This is a genomic window from Mesorhizobium sp. (assembly GCF_004963255.1).
Lineage (GTDB): Bacteria > Pseudomonadota > Alphaproteobacteria > Rhizobiales > Rhizobiaceae > Mesorhizobium.
On the sequence record NZ_SUGA01000130.1, the window covers coordinates 1 to 278 of the forward strand.

At 66.5% G+C, this 278-nt stretch carries 1 protein-coding gene; it reads left to right on the forward strand.

Translation table 11 applies throughout. From position 1 onward, the window contains the following. The coding region (locus E5X34_RS32755; protein ID WP_292573383.1) for an SDR family oxidoreductase at positions 1–278 on the forward strand (278 nt) is incomplete at both ends.

The following is a 278-nucleotide window of genomic DNA, read 5'->3' on the forward strand; positions in this document are numbered from 1 at the left end:
GTGCTGACCGGCGCCAGCCGCGGCATCGGCCATGCCACGGTCAAGCGCTTTTCGCGCGAAGGCTGGCGCGTCATCACCTGCTCGCGCCAGGCCTTTGCCGAGGACTGCCCGTGGCCGGCTGGTCCGGAAGACCATATCAAGGTCGATCTCGCCGACCAGGAGGATGTCGGCATCGCGATCTCGGAAATCCGCCATCGGCTGGAAGCGCATGGCGGCCAGCTTCATGCGCTGGTCAACAACGCCGGCATCTCGCCGAAGCTCAAGGACGGCAACAGCCG